The sequence below is a fragment of the Pseudonocardia sulfidoxydans NBRC 16205 genome, assembly GCF_007989085.1.
GTDB classification, from domain to species: Bacteria; Actinomycetota; Actinomycetes; order Mycobacteriales; family Pseudonocardiaceae; genus Pseudonocardia; species Pseudonocardia sulfidoxydans.
On the sequence record NZ_BJVJ01000063.1, the window covers coordinates 1 to 16,281 of the forward strand.

General features: G+C 73.4%; 14 protein-coding genes and 1 pseudogene. 7 read left to right on the plus strand and 8 right to left on the minus strand.

Annotation, left to right across the window (positions count from 1 at the left end; all coding sequences use genetic code 11):
• Positions 1-1,006 precede the first annotated feature (1,006 nt).
• From PSU4_RS33195 to PSU4_RS23535, 3 genes and pseudogenes are all read right to left on the minus strand, one after another.
• Positions 1,007-1,345: pseudogene (locus PSU4_RS33195) on the minus strand (C40 family peptidase); the annotation flags it as partial.
• Positions 1,346-1,820: 475 nt separating this feature from the next.
• Positions 1,821-2,477 (minus strand): response regulator transcription factor, encoded by a 657-nt coding sequence (locus tag PSU4_RS23530; RefSeq protein WP_147112522.1) that lies wholly within the window; start codon positions 2,475-2,477, stop codon positions 1,821-1,823.
• On the minus strand, positions 2,478-3,851 hold the full coding sequence (locus PSU4_RS23535) for a sensor histidine kinase (protein WP_147112525.1): 1,374 nt from the start codon (positions 3,849-3,851) through the stop codon (positions 2,478-2,480).
• A 487-nt stretch (positions 3,852-4,338) separates the two neighbouring features.
• Between PSU4_RS23535 and PSU4_RS23540 the strand changes: the two genes are divergently transcribed.
• The gene (locus PSU4_RS23540) at positions 4,339-5,235 is read left to right on the plus strand and encodes a DNA-3-methyladenine glycosylase family protein (protein ID WP_147112528.1); all 897 of its coding nucleotides are present in this window, start codon (positions 4,339-4,341) and stop codon (positions 5,233-5,235) included.
• A gap of 67 nt (positions 5,236-5,302) precedes the next feature.
• The gene (locus tag PSU4_RS23545) at positions 5,303-5,920 is read left to right on the plus strand and encodes a DUF3558 domain-containing protein (RefSeq protein ID WP_147112531.1); all 618 of its coding nucleotides are present in this window, start codon (positions 5,303-5,305) and stop codon (positions 5,918-5,920) included.
• Positions 5,921-5,930: 10 nt separating this feature from the next.
• Here the strand turns inward: PSU4_RS23545 and PSU4_RS23550 are convergent, their stop codons facing one another.
• Positions 5,931-6,734, minus strand: a complete 804-nt coding sequence (locus PSU4_RS23550; protein ID WP_147112534.1) for an enoyl-CoA hydratase/isomerase family protein — start codon at positions 6,732-6,734, stop codon at positions 5,931-5,933.
• Between the two features lie 30 nt (positions 6,735-6,764).
• Between PSU4_RS23550 and PSU4_RS23555 the strand changes: the two genes are divergently transcribed.
• Entirely contained in the window at positions 6,765-7,424 is a 660-nt protein-coding gene (locus tag PSU4_RS23555) for an O-methyltransferase (RefSeq protein ID WP_147112537.1), read from the plus strand.
• Positions 7,425-7,560: 136 nt separating this feature from the next.
• Here the strand turns inward: PSU4_RS23555 and PSU4_RS23560 are convergent, their stop codons facing one another.
• Positions 7,561-8,361 carry a helix-turn-helix domain-containing protein gene (locus PSU4_RS23560; protein WP_246115299.1) on the minus strand — a complete coding sequence of 267 codons (801 nt, stop codon included), beginning with the start codon at positions 8,359-8,361 and terminating at the stop codon, positions 7,561-7,563.
• Positions 8,362-8,410: 49 nt separating this feature from the next.
• On the opposite strand from PSU4_RS23560, the gene PSU4_RS23565 reads away from it, so the two are divergent.
• Positions 8,411-8,842, plus strand: a complete 432-nt coding sequence (locus PSU4_RS23565) for a DUF2000 domain-containing protein (RefSeq protein ID WP_147112542.1) — start codon at positions 8,411-8,413, stop codon at positions 8,840-8,842.
• Positions 8,843-8,881: 39 nt separating this feature from the next.
• The gene (locus tag PSU4_RS23570) at positions 8,882-10,039 is read left to right on the plus strand and encodes an acyl-CoA dehydrogenase family protein (protein ID WP_147112545.1); all 1,158 of its coding nucleotides are present in this window, start codon (positions 8,882-8,884) and stop codon (positions 10,037-10,039) included.
• A 198-nt stretch (positions 10,040-10,237) separates the two neighbouring features.
• Here PSU4_RS23570 and PSU4_RS23575 read toward each other — a convergent pair whose 3' ends face one another.
• Positions 10,238-10,984, minus strand: a complete 747-nt coding sequence (locus PSU4_RS23575; RefSeq protein ID WP_147112548.1) for a TetR/AcrR family transcriptional regulator — start codon at positions 10,982-10,984, stop codon at positions 10,238-10,240.
• Positions 10,985-11,103: 119 nt separating this feature from the next.
• On the opposite strand from PSU4_RS23575, the gene PSU4_RS23580 reads away from it, so the two are divergent.
• Positions 11,104-12,672 (plus strand): FAD-dependent oxidoreductase, encoded by a 1,569-nt coding sequence (locus PSU4_RS23580; RefSeq protein WP_147112551.1) that lies wholly within the window; start codon positions 11,104-11,106, stop codon positions 12,670-12,672.
• Positions 12,673-12,808: 136 nt separating this feature from the next.
• Here the strand turns inward: PSU4_RS23580 and PSU4_RS23585 are convergent, their stop codons facing one another.
• Together PSU4_RS23585 and ctaC are read right to left on the minus strand one after the other, a co-directional pair.
• Positions 12,809-13,207 (minus strand): cytochrome c oxidase subunit 4, encoded by a 399-nt coding sequence (locus PSU4_RS23585; RefSeq protein WP_147112555.1) that lies wholly within the window; start codon positions 13,205-13,207, stop codon positions 12,809-12,811.
• Positions 13,208-13,226: 19 nt separating this feature from the next.
• Positions 13,227-14,174 carry an aa3-type cytochrome oxidase subunit II gene (gene ctaC, locus PSU4_RS23590; protein ID WP_147112559.1) on the minus strand — a complete coding sequence of 316 codons (948 nt, stop codon included), beginning with the start codon at positions 14,172-14,174 and terminating at the stop codon, positions 13,227-13,229.
• A gap of 189 nt (positions 14,175-14,363) precedes the next feature.
• On the opposite strand from ctaC, the gene asnB reads away from it, so the two are divergent.
• The gene (asnB, locus tag PSU4_RS23595; protein ID WP_147112562.1) at positions 14,364-16,277 is read left to right on the plus strand and encodes an asparagine synthase (glutamine-hydrolyzing); all 1,914 of its coding nucleotides are present in this window, start codon (positions 14,364-14,366) and stop codon (positions 16,275-16,277) included.
• The last annotated feature ends 4 nt before the right edge of the window (positions 16,278-16,281 follow it).

Below are 16,281 nucleotides of genomic sequence, written 5' to 3' on the forward strand. Positions count from 1 at the left end.
CCGTCGCCGCGCACCTTCTGGGCTGATCGCCCGGTCAGCGCCGTCGTCACACCTCCTGCAGGCTGCGCCCCGATCCGGAAACACACGCGGCGTACTCACAACCTCAGCGGGCGCCTGCGGGCCCGGTTCGGCGCGCCGCTCGGGTTCTCCGTCCCCGCACGGTTTGCGAGGCCGCCCCGTGGCCCGAAGAGTGCGGCGCGTCAGAACCTGCCTGATCGGCCGCGACCCGCCAGCGCCTCGACGGGGGTCAGGTCGCGATCGCCACCGTTCTCGCACCGGGGCCGCCCATGACCACGACCAAGCCACCGGCCGGAGCCAGGGCGGGAGTGAGGGCCGGTTCCGGGAGGGGGCGAACGACGCGGATCGTCCAGGTCCGGGCGGCGCCGTCGGCGCTCCGGACCGTCACGGTCCCTCCCGGCTGGAGTGCGAGGTCCCCGTCCGCGGCGAGGACGACGACGGTCCGCCCCTCGGTCTCGGCCGTTCGACCGCCTGCCTGCGGCGCGGCGGGCACCCCTGTGGCCGGGGCGGCGACCGCGACGAGCGGGACACGGTCGTCCCCCACGACGAGCTGCGGAGCTCGTGTCGTCGTCGGAGGCTGCGCGGTCGTCGTCGGGGGTTCGGCACTCGTCGGCGCCAGAGTCGTCGAGGGCACCGTCGTCGAGGAACCTGTCGTCGAGGAAGCCGTCGTCGGGGGCACCGTCGTCGGGGATTCCGCGGTGGACGCCGACGTGGCCGGAGGAGCCTCGGTCGTCGTATCCGTCGTCGACGACGGGTCGGCGCCGACGGACGTGGGCGGGAGCGTGGTCGAGGTGGTCGTCGTGTCCCCCGCCGCGACAGCGGAGGCAGCGGTGACCGGTTCGGGCGGCAGCGAGGTCGCCGGCTGCGGGACCTCGGTCGGCGGCGGGGCGGGCGGCGCCTCGAACACGGTCGGGCGCGGCGGGCGGACGACGGGCCCGCCCTCGGACGGCACCGTCGGCAACAGGCCGCGTGTGATCGGGCCGGTGGCGGCGGGGCGGGTGGCGCCGAGGTAGTCGTCGCCGGTCCAGCGGTAGTAGGCGGTCTGCACGGGCTCGCCGAAGGTGGGGGCGTTGACCATCCGGCCGTCGCCGATGTACATGCCGACGTGGTGCACGGCGCCGGGCGTGCCGTAGAAGACGAGGTCACCGGGCTGCAGAGGTGCGCCGGCGGGGACGTGCGGTCCGGCGGCGTACTGGGTCGCGGCGGTGCGTGGGAGGGGGATGCCCGCGGCGGCGTAGGCGAACGTCGTCAGGCCGGAGCAGTCGAATCCGTCGTCGCCGGCGGTGGGGCCGTTGCCTCCCCACTGGTAGGGCAGCCCGATCTGGGCCATGGCGGTACGGACGGCGACGGCGGCGCGGTCGTCGGGCAGGGCGCTGGTGAAGTCGGCGGGGGCCTCCTCGGCGGCGGCGACGGGCTGAGCGGGTGTGGGGCCGGGCGTGACCGGCAGGGGCAGCGCGTGGTGGGGCGCCGGGACCGTCGGCAGCGGGACGGGCCGGTCCGTGAGGACGGACTGCTGGGCCGCGGGCCGGACCGGGACGGCCGACGGGAGTGCGCAGGCCGCGGTGCCGAGCAGCGCAGCGAGCAGCCAGGCCGCGGCGACGCCGTCGTGGTCGACGCGGCGGCGCCCGCGGGCGCGGTGGCGTCCTCCGCGCACGCTCGGGTCGGGACGCGCCCAACCGTCGTCACCTGTCGTCACCACCGCTGCCCCCGGAACGGTCGATCTCCCCGCACGAGCATGCCCGGCCGGGAGTCGCCGCAACACCCACACACAGAGGTATGGGTTCTCACCCGTGTGGATGAGGTCAGGCGCGCATCCACGTGAGGACGGCCATGACGCGGCGATGGTCGTCCTCGGACGGGGGAAGGCCTAGTTTCCCGAATATCGACGAGATGTGCTTCTCGACGGCGCCGGGCGTCACGACGAGTGCCCGTCCGATCGCGACGTTGGTCCGCCCTTCCGCCATGAGGCCGAGGACCTCGCGCTCGCGGGGTGAGAGGTCGGCGAGGGGGTCACGGCTGCGGCGACGGGTGAGCAGCGCGGACACGACCTCGGGGTCGAGCACGGTGCCGCCGGCGGCGACGCGGTCGAGGGCGTCGGACAGGTCGGCCAGCCGCGACACCCGGTCCTTGAGCAGGTAGCCGACGCCGCCGCGGCCACCGCCGGTACCGGAGGCGAGAAGGTCGCCCGCGTAGCTCTCCTCGACGTACTGCGACAGCACGAGGATCGCCGTCGACGGGACCTTGTCGCGTACCTCCATGGCCGCGCGCAGCCCTTCGTCGGTGAAGGACGGCGGCATCCGGACGTCGACGACCGCGACGTCGGGCCGGTGCGCGACGACGGCCTCGACCAGCGACGTGCCGTCGCCCACCGCGGCGACGACCTCGGCGTGGGCTTCCTCGAGCAGCCGGACCAGGCCTTCGCGCAGCAGCAGCGAGTCCTCGGCCAGCACGACCTTCACTCAGGTGCTCCCCTCGTCGTCGGACAGCAGCGGCACGGTGGCGGTGAGCACGGTCGGACCGCCGGGCGGGCTGCTGAGCTCGAGCATGCCGTCGACCCCCGACAGTCTGTCGGCCAGCCCCGCCAGCCCGTGCCCCTTGCCGAGGTGCGCGCCGCCGACTCCGTCGTCGGTGACCGTCACGACGACCCGTGCGTCGTCGCGGCGCCTGCTGCCCTCGATCGTCACCGTGACCACGCACCGGGTGGCCGCGGAGTGCTTGGCGACGTTGGTCAGCGCCTCGGTGACGACGAAGTAGGCCGTGTTCTCGACCTCGTCGGCGAGCCGGCGCCCGTCGGGCAGGGCGACGTCGAGCGATACCTCGACCGGGCTGCGGGCGGCCGCGGCGGCGAGCGCGGCGCCGAGCCCGCGGTCGGCGAGGATCGGCGGGGCGATGCCGCGGGAGAGGGCGCGTAGCTCGGTGAGCGCCTCGCGGCTCTGTTCGAGTGCCTCGGCGACGAGGGTGCGGGCGCGGTCGGGGTCGTCGTCGAGGCGGCGGGTGACGGCTTCGAGGTCCATGGTGAGCCGGACGAGGCGCTGCTGCGGGCCGTCGTGGATGTCGCGTTCGAGCCGGCGCAGCGTCTGGGCCTCGGCGGCGACCGCGGCGCGGCGGCTCGCGGCGAGCTGGGCGGCGCGGGCGCGCAGGGCGGCGCTCTGGTTGGTGAGCAGGCCGCGGGCGAGCCCGGCGCGGGCCGTGACGAGCAGCCGCAGCACCCACGGCAGGGCGGCGAGCAGGACGAGCCCGCCGACGGTCGTGACGGCGATGTCGACGAAGCGCGAGTCGGTGCCGGTGAGCAGGCCGTAGAGGCCGTTGACGTCGTCGTCGCCGTAGGGCAGCGACCACATCCACGTCACGGCGAGGGCGGAGCCGAGGCCGGCGACGGCCCAGACCACGCCGACGACGAAGCACGTCAGCCGGACCGGGAAGGCGACGACGGCGTGCAGCAGGTCGCGCCACGACTGCGGCTCGGCCAGCGACGACACCATCCGGCCGAGGCCGGTGCCGCTGGGTGTGCGGTAGTGGTGCGGCGGCAGTGGGCGGCCGAGCACGGTCTCGGTGCTGCGGCGTTCGACTGCGGCGAGGCCGCGCATCGCGCGCAGCGTCGCGGCCAGGATGGGGACGCCGACCCAGACGACGACCGTCGACACCCCCGCGGCGAACCCGGCGACCGCGACGACGAACGCCACGATCGACAGCGGCAGGCCGCCGATCAGGTAGCGCAGCTCGCGTCCGACGCGGACGACCCCCCGCGCCCCTGGGCCGGCGGACCGGCTCTGCAGGGTGGCGGGCTCGTCCGGGCCGAGCGCGGACGTGGGGGGTACGGTTGTTCCGGTCATACCTCCCACCCTCGCCGTGCGTGGTGTGCGGACCCAGCCGGTGGGCCGCAGCAACGAGGGTAGGGCCAACCCGAACCGCAGGGTTCCCTCCGGGCCGGCCGTCGATCACCGTCGCGTGGGAAGCGAACAGCCGAACCAGGAGGGAACCGCGCAGATCATGGCGGATCCCGCTGGCGGCGGTCACGCAGGGTGGTGTTCCCGGCGGGTCGCGACCACTCGCTCGGCCCCGAACGTCCGGCCCGCGAGGCCTGGCGGGGTCGCACGCGGTGACGCCCCCGTCGTCGTCACCGTGCGCGGCCGCCGCCCCGCGGGCCGCTCGTTGCGGATCTCCGACGGTCGCGGACCGCCCATCGCTTGTCAATGCTCACCAACGAGTTGTCCACATTCCGTCGACTCCCCGACCGGATCCGGACGTTTCGCGCGAGTTGTCCACAGGCCGCCGGCGATGCGCTCGGATCCGTCGGTACGACGGCGCATCCTCGTGCCCATGACGACCTTCCGGATCACTCCTCGCGGCACGTTCTCACTGGCAGAGGCCGCGATGTTCGGCGTCGGCCACCGCGCCGAATCCACATTCGACGGCACGATGCGCCTCGCGTTCTCCCTCGACGACCTCAGCACCCAGGTGGGTGTCGCGCTGACCGAGGCCGACGGCGACATCGTGGGCGAGGTCTCCGGTCTACCCCCGGGTGGCGACGTCGAGGCGGTGCGGGCGCAGGTCGCCCGCATCGTCTCGCTCGACCACGACGCCACAGGGTACGAAGGGGTCGCGGCCGCCGATCCGGTGGTGGCACCGGTCCTGGCCGCAGCGCCCGGGCTGCGGCCCGTCCTGTTCCACTCCCCCTACGAGGCCGCGGCGTGGAGCGTGTTGTCGCTGCGCTGGGGCCGCCGTCAGGCCGCGGCGGTGCGCGAGCGCTTCGCCCGCGAGCACGGCCGTGTGCTCGACGTCGCGGGGCAGCAGGTGGCGGCGTTCCCGACGCCGGCCCGGCTGCTCGAGATCGAGTCGTCCCGGGGAGTCCCCGAAGTGAAGATGCAACGGCTGCACGGCGTCGCGAAGGCCGCACTCGCGGGGACGTTCGACGTCGCCACCCTCCGCGACGCCGACCAGGCCGACGCCGACGCGGCGCTGCAGGCGATCCCCGGGATCGGTCCGTTCTCCTCGGCGCTGATCCGCTTCCGCGCCACGGGGGCCGCGGACCTGGCCGTCGACAGGGAGCGGAACCTCGCCGAGATCGTCGGGGAGCGGTACGGGCTCGACGGGCCCGCGACCGACGACGATCTCGTCCGCCTCGCCGAGGGCTGGCGCCCGTTCCGGACCTGGGTCGCGGTACTGCTGCGGGCCGCGTCCGGGCGCGTCACGGACCACAGCGGCAAAGCGGCGTGAGCGCAGGCGCACGGCCACTCGGCCCACCCGTCGTACCCCGTCGGCCACGCACCGCTACGGTCGCCCGGTGGTTGTCCGAAGCGTCCGGTTCCCCTCCCGCGCACGGCTCGTCGCCGTCCTGATCGCCGTCCCGGTGCTGCTGGCCGGCGCGGCGTGCGGCGGTGCGAGCACCTCCGTCACGACCGGGACGCCGGCAGCGGCAGCCCCGACGACCGTATCCGCGCCAGGGCCGTCGTCCACACCGGACGGCGCGGCCGACGTCGTGCGACCGCCCGGCGCCAAGAAGGCCTGCGCGCTCGTCCCCACGGGCGAGATCGATGCCGCGACAGGGCTGCGCTTCACCGACGGCGAGGGCACCGAGAGCGCACGCCGGTCGGTGTGTGCCTTCAGCGCCGCGCGGTCGGGCGGGACGGGGCTGAGCGTCGGGGTGGAGCCCGGCGAGCGGTTCGACGCGAAGGCCGCCGCCTCGCGCCGCTCCCTCGGCGTCCCCGGGACCGACGTCGCGGGCCTGGGCGAGCGTGCGCTGTTCTTCTACAGCGACGCCGACCTGCCCGAAGGCGTGGGCGGGGTGCTGGTGCAGGCGGACGGTTCGACGATCGACATCACGCTGCAGGGCCTGGCCTCGCAGGAGCGCACCCGGGAGGCTGCCGTCGCGATCGCACGGGTCGCGGTCGGCAACCTCTGACCGATCGCGGTCAGGGAGTTCCGTCGACGAACCTCGGCGCGCGCTTCTCCCGATGCGCCGCAACACCTTCGGAGACGTCGGGCAGGCCGAAGCCGTAGAACTCGAGTGCGAGGGAGGCGTCGAAGGCCGGGCCGGCGGTGCGGTACCAGTTGTTGAGGGCGAGCTTGGTGAAGCTCACCGCGCTCGGCGAGCCCAGGACCAGCTTGCGGGCGACCTCCATCGCTTTGTCCTGCACCTCGTCGTCGTCCACGCACAGCGACACCAGGCCGATCCGCTCGGCCTCCTCCCCCGTCAACGCGTCGCACGTCAGGAGGTAGTACTTGGCCTTGGCCATGCCGCACAGCAGCGGCCAGCAGATCACGGCGTGATCTCCCGCGGCGACGCCGAGCCGGGTGTGCCCGTCGACGATCTTCGCGGTCCGGCCGGCGACGGAGATGTCGGCGAGCAGCGCGACGGCGAGGCCCGCCCCGACGGCAGGCCCGTGGATGGCCGACACGACCGGCTTCGAGCAGTTGACCACGTTGTAGACGAGGTCGCGGGCCTCCCGCATGACTCGGCTGCGGACGACCGGGTCCGACACCATGTCCGTGATCATGTCGAAGGCCCCACCCGCGGAGAACGCCTTGCCGGCGCCGCGGACGAGGACGGCGCGGACGCTGTCGTCGCGGTCGATCACCGGCCAGATGTCGGCGAGCTGGGCGTGCGCGTCGTGGCCGACGGCGTTGAGGTTCGGGCCGTCGAGGGTGATCCGCAGGATCGCGTCCTCGGGGCGGTCGACGCGCACCGCCGTGAACCGCTCGTAAGCATCCGACATGTACCGCACCTTAGGTGACACGGTGGGACCATGAGTGACCACGAAGTGTGGAGCCGCGTCGACGAGTTCTACGCGCAGCGACTCGTCGGTGACGACGAGGGGCTGTCGGAGGCGTTGCGCGCCAACGCGGCCGCGGGCCTGCCGCCGATCGACGTGACCCCGGCGCTGGGCAAGCTGCTGCACCTGCTGGCGCGGTCGGTGGGGGCGCGGCGGATCCTGGAGGTCGGGACGCTGGGCGGGTACAGCACGATCTGGCTGGCCCGGGCGCTGCCGGCCGACGGCGAGGTCGTGACGTGCGAGGTGTCGCCGCGCCACGCCGACGTCGCCCGGGCGAACCTCGACCGGGCCGGGGTGGGCGCGCGGGTGCGGATCGTGCTCGGCCCGGCCCTCGAGACGCTGCCGGACCTGCAGGGACCGTTCGACATGGTGTTCGTCGACGCCGACAAGGTCTCCAACGCCGAGTACCTCGACCACGCGATCAGGCTGTCGCGGCCGGGGGCACTGGTGATCGTCGACAACGTGGTCCGGGGTGGGCGGGTCGTCGACGACGCCGACGACGACCCGGCCGTCGTCGGGACCCGGCGGCTCGCCGATGCCCTCGCCGCCGATCCCCGGATCTCGGCGACGATGGTGCAGACGGTGGCGGCCAAGGGCTACGACGGTTTCGTCCTGGGCGTCGTCGAGGGCTGACCCCGCGCGACCGATCCGGCACCCACCTCCCGCCGAGTTCGACACCAGCCTGCTCCCGACCATGATCGAACCAGCCTGATGTCGAACTCGGCGACCGGTTGCCGACCGGCACCGGGTGACGAGCGGGCGAGCCGCGTCACCGGCCGGCGCGGTAGCGGCCCGGGGTCGTGCCGAGCATCCGGCGGAAGTGCCTCGTCAGATGCGCCTGGTCGTAGAAGCCCGCCGCGATGGCGACCTCGGCGGGGGCCATGCCGTCGAGCAGCAGCCGGCGGGCGTCGTCGATGCGGCGGCCGGTGAGGTAGCGGTGCGGCGGTAGCCCGTAGGCGGACCCGAAGGTGCGCACCAGGTGGCTGGGCGCGGCGCCGAGGACACGGGCGGCCTCGTCGAGGGAGATGCCGGTGGGGAGGGAGGCGTCGAGGAGGTCGCGCAGCCGGGCTGCGAGGCCCGGATCGCGGACCGGCGCCGCGGCCTCGACCCTACCGGTGAGGTGCCCGCGGAGCCGGTCGCGCACGAGGGTCAGCCTGCTCTGCGCGGCGAGCTCCTCCCCCGGCACTCCGAGCACCCGGTGCAGCTGGGAGATGCGCAGCCGCAGCAGCCGGTCGTCGAGGCCGGGACGGTCGACGGCGGCACCGATGCGGTCCTCGCCGAGGACGTCGGGTTCGAGGTAGAGCACGCGTTTGCGGAAGCCGCCGGGCCCGGCGGAGCGGCCGTCGTGCGGGACGTGCGGGGGCAGCAGCGTGACCTGGGACCGCAGGGCTCCGTGGGCGTGGCGGTCGAGGTCGTAACGGACGGCGCCGTCGTCGACGATCAGGAGGGTCCAGGCGCCGTGGGTGTGCGCGGGGTAGCTGTGCCCGACGAACCGCGCGTGGAAGACCTCGGTGACGCCCGGGACCGCCGGGCGCCACGCGGTCGCCGTCTCGGGAGCGGGCCCACCCACGTCAGGAACGTACAAGACGCGCCCGCCCGCGGCGGGCGACCGTGGGGTCATGGAGAACGACTCGACCCCGGTCCGCTTCCCGACGAAGGTCGTCGTGCTGCTGCGCGACGACCTGGAGGGCTGGCAGGCGCTCAACGTCACCGCGTTCCTGTCGGGCGCGGTCACGGCGGCGGTCCCGGAGCTGGTGGGTGAGCCGTACGCGGACGCCGACGGCACCGGCTACCTGCCGATGCTGGGCCAGCCGATACTCGTCATGCAGGGCTCGAAGGAGGTGCTGACGGCGGCCCGGGAGCGGGCGAACGCGCGGGGGTTGCCGCTGGCGGTGTTCACGAAGGACCTGTTCGCGACGGGCAACGACGCCGACAACCGCGCCGCGGTGGCCGCGGTGGCGGCGGCGGACCTCGATCTCGTCGGGCTGGCGGTGCACGGACCACGCAATGGCGTCGACAAGGTGTGCAAAGGCGCTCGGATGCACCCGTGAGCGCCGCCGCGGCGCGCGAAAGGTGTTAGAACAACCGGCGTGGACGCCTCGGATCTCGACGACGTGCTGGCCTCGGTCAGAGAGTTCATCCGCGAGGAGGTCGTGCCGCTCGAGGAGGCCATCGATGCCGACGACGCGATCCCGCCGCGGATCGTGGAGCAGTGCAAGGCCATGGGGCTCTACGGGTTCACGATCCCCGAGGCGTACGGCGGGCTGGGTCTCTCGGTCGCCGAGGAGGTCGAGCTGGCGATGGAGCTCGGCTGGACGACGCCCGCGTTGCGGTCGCTGTTCGGCACGAACAACGGCATCGCGGGGCACGTCCTGATCGAGGGCGGTACCGAGGAGCAGAAGAAGTCGTGGCTGCCGCGGCTGGCGTCGGGCGAGGTGACGGCGTCGTTCGGGCTGACCGAGGCGGAGGCGGGATCGGACCCGTCGACGCTGGCGACGACGGCACGCCGCGACGGCGACGGCTGGGTGATCTCGGGCGCGAAGCGCTACATCACGAACGCCCCGGTCGCGGAGGTGATCATGGTGTTCGCGCGGACGAACCCGGACGCGCAGGGCAACCGCGGCATCTCGACGTTCCTGGTCCCGGCGGGCACCCCCGGTCTGTCGACGGGCCCGAAGGACCACAAGATGGGCCAGTTCGGGGCGTGGACCTCGGACGTGTTCCTCGACGACGTACGGGTGCCGGCGGACGCGGTCGTCGGCGGGGAGGCCGGGATCGACAACGGGTTCCGGATCGCGGCGAAATGCCTGGCGCACGGGCGGGTGCACATCGCGGCGGTGTGCGTCGGGATGGCGGCTCGGCTGGTGCACGAGACCGTCGAGTACGCCCGGGAGCGGCAGGCGGGTGGGCGGGCGATCGCGGCGTTCCAGCTGGTCCAGGGCATGGTGGCCGACTCGGTCACCGACCTGCACGCGGGCCGGGCGCTGGTGCGGGAGACGGCGCGGGCGTTCGACGCGGGAACCGACAAGGTGGCGGGTCCGGCGGCGGCGAAGTACTTCTGTTCGGAGATGGTGGGCCGGGTGGCCGACCGGGCGGTGCAGGTCCACGGCGGCGCCGGCTACATGCGCGGGGTCGCGGTCGAGCGCTTCTACCGGGACGCGCGCCTGTTCCGCATCTACGAGGGCACGAGCCAGATCCAGCAGGTCATCATCGCGCGCGACGCGCTGGGCACGGCCGCGCGCGGGTGACCGGGCTCGGGTTCCGCACGCCATGGCCGACCACTGGCCGACCACTGGCCGGCGATCCGGCCGGTGCGGCCTCGCATCGTCGCGACGGGCGGCACCGACGTGTGGGCCCGGACACCGGTGCCGACGACGTCCGCCGGCTGTGGCTGGTGTCGCCGCCGGGCATCCCGCATCCGGACGCGGGCGGGGTCGGCCTGCACGTCATGTACCGGGGCCTTCGACCGAGCCGCCGCGCGGCAGGTTCGCGTCGACCCCGTCGAGCACCCGCGTGAGCCCCGCCTCGAACACCCGGTCGGCGCGGTCGGGCGCGTGCGGTGCGGCGGCGTCGGCCATGATGCGGGTCAGCCGCGGGTAGCGGGGATCAGCCATGATCGTCCGGCCGTACTCGGCCTGCCGGGCCATCCAGTCGTCGTGGCTGAGCCCGGTGCGGCGGGCGGCCTCGGCGTCGGCGAGCTCGCCGAGGACGTGTCCGAGCACGAACGAGGCGACGGTCTGCAGCGTCGCGAGCATGGCGTCGGGGTCGAGGTCGAGCCCGTCGAGCGCGGACAGCGAGGTCTCCGACCACCACAGGTGGTGGGGCCCGAGGGTGGTCCGCGACGACGCGACGGCGGCGTACCAGGGGTGGTGCAGGACGAGGCCGCGCAGGGCGCGGGCGACGACGGCGAGGTCGTCACGCCAGGGGCCGCGCAGGGCCGTGCTCCGCAGCTCGCCGACGACCTCGTCGGCCATGAGCTCGAGGACGTCGTCCTTGGAGCCGACGTAGCGGTACAGCGTGGTGGTGCCGACGCCGAGTTCGGCGGCGACGCGGCGCATGGAGACGGCGTCGAGGCCCTCGGCGTCGGCGACGCGGACGGCCGCGGCGGCGAGGTCGCCGCGGGTGTGGCTGGGGCGCGGTCCGCGGGTGCCGTTCTCGGGGCGCATCCAGACGACGGGCTGCGGGTCGGCCACGGCGCTCCCCGGGTCTCGTGGAGGTAAAGCTCCGTCAATTGCGAACAGTGTTGCCAGGATTCTACCGTCGACCTATACCCGGAACACCTGTACCGGGTTTATCGGATCGAGGAGGGTCGATGGAGTACGACGTCGTCGTGGTCGGGGCCGGGCCGGTCGGGTTGCTCCTGGCGTGCGAGCTGCGCCTCGGCGGGGTCGAGGTGCTGGTCCTCGAACGGGAGGACCGGGTGCCTGCGACGCGGTTCGGGCCGATGGGCGCCCGCTCGGTCAACTCGCCGACGGTCCACGCCCTGCACCTGCGCGGCCTCCTGCCCGCGGTCGCGGCGGCGGCGCTGACGTGGATCGACCCCGCCGACCTCGATCACCTCACCACCGCCCACCCGGCCGCGGCCGACGGGCACGAGGACGCTGCGGACGCACCCTCGCCACCGTTCGTCGGGCACTTCGCCGGCATCCCGGTCCGCGCCGACCGGCTCCGCCCGCCCGAACCGGGGACACAGTTCCTCGGCGCCGGCGTCGTCGCGCAGGGCGACCTGGAGACGATCCTCGCCGCGCGGGCCGCGGAGCTCGGGGTGGAGGTCCGTCGCGGTCACGAGGTCACCGGCGTGGCCGTCACCGCGGGAGGAGCGGAGGTCACGACCGGGAAGGGGGTCACGCGGGCGCGGTGGCTCGTCGGCACCGACGGCGGCCGCAGCCTGGTGCGCCGGGCGGCGGGGTTCGACTTCCCCGGGGTCGATCCCGTGTTCACCGGCCGTCAGGCGTTGGTGGACCTCGCCGAACCGGACGTCCTGGTCGCCGGCGGCTGGCAGACCGGGCACAACGGCGCGTACGCCGTCGGCGGGTTCGGGACGGGCGCCGAGCCGACACGGGTGCACGTCGTCGAGCACACGCCCCCGGCCCCGCGGGACAGCCCGGTGACGACCGCGGAGCTGCAGGACGTGCTGCGCCGGGTGTCGGGGACGACGGTGACCATCGAGAAGGTGCACGTCGCGACCCGGTACGCCGACACCACGCGCCAGGCGTCGACGTACCGGTGTGGGCGGGTCCTGCTGTGCGGCGACGCGGCGCACGTGCATTCCCCCGCCGGCGGACAGGGCATGAACCTCGGCCTCGGCGACGCGATGAACCTCGGCTGGAAGCTGGCCGCGGTCGCGCGCGGCGACGCACCGGCGGCGTTGCTCGACAGCTACACCGCGGAGCGGCATCCGGTCGGTGTGCGGGCGCTGCGCTGGAGCCTGGCCCAGACCGCGTTGTCGACGGCGTCGGGCCCGCGCGCCGACGCGTTGCGCGACGTCGTCGCGGACCTGCTCGACACACCCGATGGCGCGACGTACGTGGTGTCGACGATCGGCGGCGACCGGCAGTGTTACGACGCGGGGGCGGGCGATCCGCGGGTCGGTTCCCGGGTCTCCGACGTGCCGCTCGGCGGTGACGGGACGACGATCGCGGCAGCGTTCCACGCCGGGCGGGCGGTCCTGGTCGACCCGGCCGACGCCTGCGCCGGCGCGGCCGCGCCGTGGAAGGACCGGCTGACACTGCTTCCCGGACCGGACGCTGCGACCGGAGCCGGGGCCGAGGCGCCGCCTGCCGTGTTGGTCCGCCCGGACGGCTACCTCGCCTGGGTCGGTGCCGACACGTGCGGGCTACCGGAGGCGCTGACCCGCTGGCTCGGCCCACGCCACCCCTGAACCGTGCGCAACCTCAGCGCTCCCGAACCGGCCGCGAACAGCAGTGTGGTTGCGGGCTGCCTGTTCGTCGCAGGGTCCGGGCAGCACGACGGCCCGGCGCCGAGGAGGCGCCGGGCCGTCGTGTCCGAGCGTGGGGTCAGTGGCTCGCGGGCCGGATGTGGTACTCGAACACCAGCCCACCGATGGTGAACAGCAGCAGCACGGCGCCGATGATCATCAGCCACACGTAGAAGAACGCGAGCGCGATGCCGACGATCGCGGCGGAGGCGGCGAGGCCGATGGGCCAGTAGCTACCCGGCGAGAAGAAGCCGACGTCGCCGGCGCCGTCGGACACCTCGGCGTCGGGGTTGTCCTCGGGGCGGGTCTCGAGGCGGCGCGACACGAACCGGTAGTAGGTGCCGATGATCAGCGACAGGCCGGCCGTGAGGAACAGGCAGGCGATGCCGACGGCTTCCCTGGTCACGACCGTGTAGACGATGGCCGCGATGAAGAAGAAGCCGGTAAGGATCTCGAAGATTCGGGATTCGACCTTCACGGGGGCTCCTCGGCTCCGGTCAGCTGTTCTGGGGCTCCGACGCGGACTTCAGGGTCCGGTCGGTGCTGAACGGGTAGGTCGTGGTGGCCTGCGGGGCGCACAGCTGCGCGTCGCAGCCCTGGGACTGCAGCTGCTGCAGCGCCTGCGCCACGGTCATGTCCTTGTTCGTGGTGCGCAGGGACATGTAGGCGTCGTACAGGTTCGGCGGGAGCGCGCGGACCTCGAAGTTCATCTGCGAGTGGTAGGACCCGCAGAGCTCGGCGCAGCGGCCGACGAACGCGCCGGTCTTCTCGATCTTGTCGACGACGAAGACGTTGTCGGTGTCGTTCTTCTCCGGCATCGGGAAGACGTCGCGCTTGAAGAGGAACTCCGGCACCCAGAAGCTGTGGATGACGTCCTTCGACGCGATCGTGAACTCGATGCTCCGGTCGGTCGGCAGGACCAGGATCGGGATGGTGCTCGACGTGCCGAGCGACTCGACCGTGCCGCCCTGCTTGTCGTCGACGTCGAACTGCCAGTTCCACTGGAACGCGGTGACCTCCACGCGTTCCTGGGGCGCGTCGTTCTTCACGTCGACGTAGTTCTGCACGTTGACGGTGAACCCGAAGAGCACCGCGACGATGATCGTCGGGATGACGGTGAAGACGATCTCGACGGGCAGGTTGTACTGGGTCTGACGGGGCGCGGTGCCGTCGTCGCCCTTCTTCCTGCGGTGGAAGGCGACCGCCCAGAACATCATGCCCCAGGTGATCACGCCGACGATCAGCGCCGCGATGGCCGACCAGGTCCACAGCGTGCGCATCGAGTGGGCCTGGGGCGTGACGCCCTCGGGCCATCCGAAGCGCAGGACCTCGTCGACGGAGCAGCCCGTCGTGAGGGGGACGACGACGGCCGCGAGAACGGCCAGCTTCGCCGCGCGGCGCCACCCGGAGCGGCGGCCCGTGGCCTCCTGCTGTGCTCGGCCCACTGCTCGCCGCCTCCTGCCTCTCGTTCAGACTGCCTCGTGACGGCCGTGACCAGGCCGTACATGCCGCCGAACACGCATGCCGGACGCGCGTTCTTCGACCAGGCGTAGAGACTAACCGAGCGGCCCTCCCGCACGCCCCCCGGGTGTTGCCGACGTCGCCCGACGAGGGGGTGGCCATACTGGCTCGCCATGTGCGGACTGCTGGGACTGCTGACCGCCGGGGCCGACGCAGCCGACCGGACCGGGCCGATCTCCGACGCGTTGCGCTGCATGCGTCACCGGGGACCCGACGAGAGCGGGACCTGGAACGATGCCGACGCGGTGTTCGGGTTCAACCGGTTGTCGATCATCGACGTGGAGCACTCGCACCAGCCGCTGAGCTACGCCGACGGCCGCTACACGATCGTCTTCAACGGCGAGATCTACAACTACCTTGAGCTGCGCGCGGAGCTCGCGGAGAATCACGGTGCGACGTTCGCCACTGAGGGCGACACGGAGGCGATCGTCGCCGCCTACCACCACTGGGGCCCGGCGGCGGTGTCGCGGCTGCGCGGCATGTTCGCGTTCCTGATCTGGGACGCCCAGGAGCGCGTCCTGTTCTGCGCGCGCGACCCCTTCGGCATCAAGCCGCTCTACGTCGCGACGGGCCCGGTGGGCACCGCGTTCGCGAGCGAGAAGAAGTGCCTGGTGGAGCTGCTGGGCGAGCTCGGCCTCACCGCCGACCTCGATCCCGTTGCGCTGCAGCACTACCTGACGTTGCAGTACGCGCCGGAGCCCGGTTCGCTGCACCGCGCGATCCGCCGCGTCGAGTCCGGCACGCACGTCACGGTCCGCCCCGGCGCGGAGCCCGACGTCGAGCGCTACTTCACGCCGTCGTTCCACGCGGGCGCCGGCACCGGCCCGGCCCTGCACGCGCGGATCGCGGCGACGCTGCGGGACTCCGTCGCCAAACACATGCGTGCCGACGTGACGGTGGGTGCGTTCCTGTCCGGCGGCATCGACTCGACGGCCATCGCGGCGCTGGCCAAGGAGCACAACCCCGACCTGATCACGTTCACCACGGGCTTCGAGCGGGAGGGCTACTCGGAGGTCGACGTCGCCGCCGAGTCGGCGGCGGCGATCGGGGTGCGCCACGTCGTCCGCACGGTGAAGCCCGACGAGATGATGGACGCGCTGCCGCTGATCGTCTGGTATCTCGACGACCCGGTGGCCGACCCGGCGCTGGTGCCGCTGTGGTTCATCGCCCGGGAGGCGCGCCGGCACGTGAAGGTCGTGCTGTCGGGCGAGGGCGCCGACGAGCTGTTCGGCGGCTACACGATCTACCGCGAGCCGCTGTCGCTCGCGCCGTTCGAGCGGGTCCCGGGGGCGCTGCGCGGGCTGCTGGGGCGCGCGTCGGCGCGGCTGCCCGAGGGCATGCGCGGCAAGGACCTGCTGCGGCGCGGCTCGTTGCCGATGGAGCGTCGTTACTACGGCAACGCCCGCATCTTCCGCGACGACCAGCTGGCCGGGGTGCTGCGCCGGTACGACCCGCGGCGCAGCCACACCGACGTGACGGCGGCGCACTACGCGGAGTCGGCGGGCTGGGACCCGGTGGCGCGCATGCAGCACGTCGACCTGTTCACGTGGCTGCGCGGCGACATCCTGGTCAAGGCCGACAAGATGACCATGGCCAACTCGCTGGAGCTGCGGGTGCCGTTCCTCGATCCCGAGGTGTTCGCGCTGGCCTCGGGGCTGCCGCGGTCGGAGAAGGTCACGGGCACCGACCGGTCGGGGACGACGAAGTACGCGCTGCGCCGCGCCCTGGAGGGCATCGTTCCCGCGCACGTGCTCAACCGTCGCAAGCTGGGGTTCCCGGTGCCGATCCGGCACTGGCTGCGCGACGAGATGTACGGCTGGGCGCGCGACATCGTCCGCGACTCGCAGGCCGACCACCTCGTCGACCTGGCCGCCGTGTCGCGGATGATCGACGCGCACCGCGAGGGCCCGATCGACCACAGCCGCCGGATCTGGACGTTGCTGGTCTTCCTGATCTGGCACGGCATCTTCGTCGAGGACCGCATCCGGCCGGAGATCCCGGAGCCCGCGTACCCGGTCGTGCTCTGACCGC